Origin of the sequence: Desulfovulcanus ferrireducens (genome assembly GCF_018704065.1) — a bacterium.
Classification (GTDB): Bacteria; Desulfobacterota; Desulfovibrionia; order Desulfovibrionales; family Desulfonatronovibrionaceae; genus Desulfovulcanus; species Desulfovulcanus ferrireducens.
In genome coordinates this window covers 1-5,853 of record NZ_JAGUQP010000050.1, presented here as the reverse complement: position 1 = coordinate 5,853, position 5,853 = coordinate 1, and the positions used below count along the sequence as shown (strand labels likewise).

2 tRNA genes and 3 rRNA genes are annotated in these 5,853 nt (G+C 52.7%); all 5 read left to right on the top strand.

Annotated elements, in window-relative coordinates:
- Positions 1 to 253: 253 nt before the first annotated feature.
- The 5 genes from KFV02_RS11240 to rrf all read left to right on the top strand — a co-directional run bounded on the left by KFV02_RS11240 (position 254) and on the right by rrf (position 5,283).
- A 16S ribosomal RNA gene (locus tag KFV02_RS11240) occupies positions 254 to 1,817 on the top strand.
- A 62-nt stretch (positions 1,818 to 1,879) separates the two neighbouring features.
- A tRNA-Ile gene (locus KFV02_RS11235) sits at positions 1,880 to 1,958 on the top strand.
- Positions 1,959 to 1,976: 18 nt separating this feature from the next.
- Positions 1,977 to 2,052: transfer RNA gene (locus tag KFV02_RS11230), tRNA-Ala, on the top strand.
- 120 nt (positions 2,053 to 2,172) lie between these two features.
- Positions 2,173 to 5,131, top strand: a 23S ribosomal RNA gene (locus KFV02_RS11225).
- Between the two features lie 37 nt (positions 5,132 to 5,168).
- Positions 5,169 to 5,283: ribosomal RNA gene (rrf, locus tag KFV02_RS11220) — 5S ribosomal RNA — on the top strand.
- The 16S, 23S and 5S rRNA genes sit together here with 2 tRNA genes alongside, the layout of an rRNA operon.
- Positions 5,284 to 5,853: the final 570 nt, after the last annotated feature.

The following is a 5,853-nucleotide window of genomic DNA, read 5'->3' as shown; positions in this document are numbered from 1 at the left end:
GCTCAAGGCGATTGGTTTTGAGTTCGGGGTTGAAAAAAAGTTCTTGACAAAAACAGAGAATAGATTAAAAGATTAAGTCTTCTGCGAGTGGCCGAAAGAGGGTTGAGCGGAAGTGAATTTGTTCTTTTTAAAAAAAGTTCTTGACAGGGACGGAGGTTGGAGCTAAAAGCTTCGTCTTTGCCGGAACGACGGTCTTTGACAATTAAATAGCGAGTCAGGGTGAGGTAAAATTGCTATAGTTATATAAGAATTTAAACTGGAGAGTTTGATTCTGGCTCAGAATGAACGCTGGCGGCGTGCCTAACACATGCAAGTCGAGCGAGAAAGCCACCTTCGGGTGGTGAGTAGAGCGGCGCACGGGTGAGTAACGCGTGGGTAATCTACCTGTAGGTTGGGGATAACTTCGCGAAAGCGGAGCTAATACCGAATAATCTGGCCATATTTAGAGATGTGGTCGGTAAAGGTGGCCTCTGATTCAAGCTACCGCCTGCAGATGAGCCCGCGTCCCATTAGCTAGTTGGTGGGGTAACGGCCTACCAAGGCGACGATGGGTAGCTGGTCTGAGAGGATGATCAGCCACACTGGGACTGGAACACGGCCCAGACTCCTACGGGAGGCAGCAGTGGGGAATATTGGGCAATGGGCGCAAGCCTGACCCAGCAACGCCGTGTGAGGGAAGAAGGTCTTCGGATCGTAAACCTCTGTCAGGAGGGAAGAACGGCTAGTAGTCGAACAGGCTATTAGTTTGACGGTACCTCCAGAGGAAGCACCGGCTAACTCCGTGCCAGCAGCCGCGGTAATACGGAGGGTGCGAGCGTTATTCGGAATTACTGGGCGTAAAGCGCGCGTAGGCGGCGTGGTAAGTCAGGTGTGAAAGCCCTCGGCTCAACCGAGGAATTGCACTTGATACTGCCATGCTAGAGTCCGGTAGAGGGTGGCGGAATTCCCGGTGTAGGGGTGAAATCCGTAGATATCGGGAGGAACACCAGTGGCGAAGGCGGCCACCTGGGCCGGCACTGACGCTGAGGTGCGAAAGCGTGGGGAGCAAACAGGATTAGATACCCTGGTAGTCCACGCTGTAAACGATGGATACTAGGTGTCGGTGGGATTACCATCGGTGCCGTAGCTAACGCGTTAAGTATCCCGCCTGGGGAGTACGGTCGCAAGGCTGAAACTCAAAGAAATTGACGGGGGCCCGCACAAGCGGTGGAGTATGTGGTTTAATTCGATGCAACGCGAAGAACCTTACCTGGGCTTGACATCCTGCGAACCCTGTAGAGATACGGGGGTGCCCTTCGGGGAGCGCAGTGACAGGTGCTGCATGGCTGTCGTCAGCTCGTGCCGTGAGGTGTTGGGTTAAGTCCCGCAACGAGCGCAACCCCTGTCCTTAGTTGCCATCAGGTGAAGCTGGGCACTCTAGGGAGACTGCCGAGGTTAACTCGGAGGAAGGTGGGGACGACGTCAAGTCATCATGGCCCTTACGCCCAGGGCTACACACGTACTACAATGGTGGGTACAAAGGGTTGCGATACCGCGAGGTGGAGCTAATCCCAAAAAACCCATCGTAGTTCGGATTGCAGTCTGCAACTCGACTGCATGAAGGTGGAATCGCTAGTAATCGCGGATCAGCATGCCGCGGTGAATACGTTCCCGGGCCTTGTACACACCGCCCGTCACACCACGAAAGCTGGTTCTACCCGAAGTCAGCGGACCAACCCTGCTTAGCAGGGAGGTAGCTGCCGACGGTAGGGCTGGTGATTGGGGTGAAGTCGTAACAAGGTAGCCGTAGGGGAACCTGCGGCTGGATCACCTCCTTTATAGAGAAATAAGGACCCTGACTCGCTATTTAATTTCAAGGACGGTTGTTCTTGGGGCCGATGGGCCTATAGCTCAGTTTCGGTTAGAGCGCACGCCTGATAAGCGTGAGGTCGATGGTTCAAGTCCATCTAGGCCCACCATGAGCCAAGAGATGGGGTGGGGGTGTAGCTCAGCTGGGAGAGCGCCTGCCTTGCACGCAGGAGGTCATCGGTTCGACTCCGTTCACCTCCACCAGTAAGGTGGTGGATTTAAGTTTCAGGATTTAGTTTCTAAGTTTTTTTAGGAATTAAATCTGGAGCTTAAAAGGCTTCAGGATCTGTGACAGTTAAATAGGGGTAAGAGTTAAGGATAAAGGGTTAAGATATTAAGGGCAATTGGTGGATGCCTTGGCGTCAGGAGGCGATGAAGGACGTGGTAGGCTGCGATAAGCCTCGGGGAGCCGTCAAGCAGGCTGTGATCCGGGGATTTCCGAATGGGGAAACCCACCTGGAGTAATGTCCAGGTATCCTTAGGCTGAATTCATAGGCTTAAGGAGGCGAACCCGGGGAAGTGAAACATCTCAGTACCCGGAGGAGAAGAAATCAAAAGAGATTCCCAAAGTAGCGGCGAGCGAAATGGGATTAGCCCAAACCAGGTGCTTTCGAGCATCTGGGGTTGTAGGGCCTCCATAACGCGATCCATGAGTAGATAGCAGAAGTATCTGGGAAGGTACTCCATAGAGGGTGAAAGGCCCGTATGCGAAATCGAAAGTGGCGCAGGAGGTACCTGAGTACCGCGGGACACGTGAAATCCCGTGGGAATCTGGGAGGACCATCTTCCAAGGCTAAATACTACCTGACGACCGATAGCGCACTAGTACCGTGAGGGAAAGGTGAAAAGAACCCCTGTTAGGGGAGTGAAATAGAACCTGAAACCAATTGCCTACAAGCAGTTCGAGCCTTGCGTAAGCGGGGTGAGAGCGTGCCTTTTGCATAATGGGCCAGCGAGTTAATCTGCAGTGCGAGGTTAAGCTGAAGAGGCGAAGCCGTAGCGAAAGCGAGTCTGAAGAGGGCGACATAGTACTGCGGATTAGACCCGAAACCGAGTGATCTATCCATGGGCAGGGTGAAGCCCCGGTAACACGGGGTGGAGGCCCGAACCAGTGAAGGTTGAAAACTTCTTGGATGACCTGTGGATAGGGGTGAAAGGCCAATCAAACTCGGTGATAGCTGGTTCTCCCCGAAATATATTGAGGTATAGCCTCGGGTGTTTACTTGCGGAGGTAGAGCACTGAAAGGGCTAGGGGCCCCACCAGGTTACCAAACCCTATCAAACTCCGAATGCCGTAAGTTTAAGCCCGGGAGTCAGACTATGGGTGAGAAGGTCCATGGTCGAGAGGGAAACAGCCCAGACCGTCGGCTAAGGTCCCCAAATCCATGCTAAGTGGGAAAGGAGGTGGAACCGCATTGACAGCCAGGAGGTTGGCTTAGAAGCAGCCATCCTTTAAAGAAAGCGTAATAGCTCACTGGTCTAGTGGTTCTGCGCCGAAAATGTAACGGGGCTAAGCATGGTACCGAAGCCACGGGTCGATTCTTAGGAATCGGCGGTAGGGGAGCGTTCTCCTATGGGATGAAGGTGTACCGTGAGGTATGCTGGACTAAGGAGAAGTGATAATGCTGGCATGAGTAACGATAAAACGGGTGAGAAACCCGTTCGCCGTAAACCCAAGGTTTCCTGGGTAAAGCTAATCTGCCCAGGGTTAGTCGGCCCCTAAGGCGAGGCCGAAAGGCGTAGCTGATGGGAAACAGGTTAATATTCCTGTACCTGCTGGGTAGTCGTTTGAGCGAAGGGGGGACGCAGAAGGGTAGGTCAGCCACCTGTTGGAATAGGTGGTTCAAGCCTGTAGGCTGGGGACTTAGGCAAATCCGGGTCCCTGTTAAGGCTGAGAGGTGATGACGAGTCTAATAAGACAGAAGTGACTGAGCCCATGCTGCCGAGAAAAGCCTCTAAGCGAGACTATCTGGTAGACCGTACCGCAAACCGACACAGGTGGGTGGGGTGAGTAACCCAAGGCGCTTGAGAGAACTCTGGCTAAGGAACTCGGCAAAATGACCCCGTAACTTCGGGAGAAGGGGTGCTCTTTTGGGTGAAGGGATTTAACTTCCGGAGCCTGGGAGAGCCGCAGAGAAATGGCGGGGGCGACTGTTTACTAAAAACACAGGTCTCTGCTAAGTCGTAAGACGAAGTATAGGGACTGACGCCTGCCCGGTGCCGGAAGGTTAAGGGGAGCAGTTAGCCTTCGGGCGAAGCTGTGAACCGAAGCCCCGGTAAACGGCGGCCGTAACTATAACGGTCCTAAGGTAGCGAAATTCCTTGTCGGGTAAGTTCCGACCTGCACGAATGGCGTAACGATCTCCGCGCTGTCTCGGCCAGAGACTCAGTGAAATTGAATTCTCGGTGAAGATGCCGAGTACCCGCAGCAAGACGGAAAGACCCTGTGCACCTTTACTACAGCTTGACATTGGACTTTGGGCTATCATGTGTAGGATAGGTGGGAGGCTGAGAAGCCGGTACGCCAGTATCGGTGGAGCCGCCCTTGAAATACCACCCTTGGTAGTCTAGGGTTCTAACCCCGACCCGTAATCCGGGCGGGGGACAGTGTCTGGTGGGTAGTTTGACTGGGGCGGTCGCCTCCCAAAGAGTAACGGAGGCGTGCAAAGGTTCCCTCAGGCTGATTGGAAACCAGCCGTTGAGTGCAAAGGCATAAGGGAGCTTGACTGTGAGAGAGACATCTCGAGCAGGGACGAAAGTCGGCCTTAGTGATCCGGTGGTTCCGCATGGAAGGGCCATCGCTCATCGGATAAAAGGTACGCCGGGGATAACAGGCTGATCGCGTCCAAGAGTTCACATCGACGACGCGGTTTGGCACCTCGATGTCGGCTCATCACATCCTGGGGCTGGAGCAGGTCCCAAGGGTACGGCTGTTCGCCGTTTAAAGTGGTACGCGAGCTGGGTTTAAAACGTCGTGAGACAGTTTGGTCCCTATCTGCTGTGGGCGTAGGAGACTTGAGAGGGGCTGCCCCTAGTACGAGAGGACCGGGGTGGACGATCCTCTAGTGGACCTGTTGTCGCGCCAGCGGCACAGCAGGGTAGCTATGATCGGAAAGGATAACCGCTGAAGGCATCTAAGCGGGAAGCCTGCCTCAAGATAAGGTCTCCCATCATCTTCGGATGACTGAAGGACCCTGGAAGACTACCAGGTAGATAGGCCGGAAGTGTAAGTGCAGCGATGCATTTAGCTGACCGGTACTAATAGTCCGTGAGTCTTAACCCTTTAAAAAACTCTTACCCCTATTAACTATAAATTTTGTCCTGGTGACCATGGCGGAGGGGAAACACCCGATCCCATTCCGAACTCGGAAGTTAAGCCCTCCAGCGCCGATGATACTGCCCTTTTAAGGGTGGGAAAGTAGGTCGTCGCCAGGACTTTTTTATTTTTTCCCAAAAACTACCACCAAACCAATCACCTTACTCTCTTCCCAGCTTGCTTAACCCTTACCTCTTAACCCTTAACCCTTAATCCTTACCCCTACTTTTCCCCTATCTTTTCTCACTTCATTTCAATCCTGATTTCTTTCACGCTGGTGCAAATGCCTGGACACATCTATAGCTTGCTTGCGGGCAGAGCATAATGGGGTATTTTTGATAAACGAATAGTCTTTTAATTATACCTAAGTTGAGCGATTTTCACTCAATGGGTGAGATTGCCACGGACAGCTTCGCTGCCCTCGCAATGACAGGGGCGAGATTGTCATTGCGAGTGGAACAAAGTGTAGCGAAGCAATCTCGAAGTTTGAACTGCAAAAAAATCGCTCAATTTAATCTATAGATAGTTATGGCAAATAGTCCCGGATGTTTAGCTTTCTCACCCCGATGCTCTGCTTACCCGCAAGCTTCACCAAGATGGGTTACCCAGCCATTTGCAATGCTTTCAAGAAACCAGGATTTCTAATCTGGTAGTCAAAATGGGGTTTGGCCTCAGGACTCTCTTCTCAG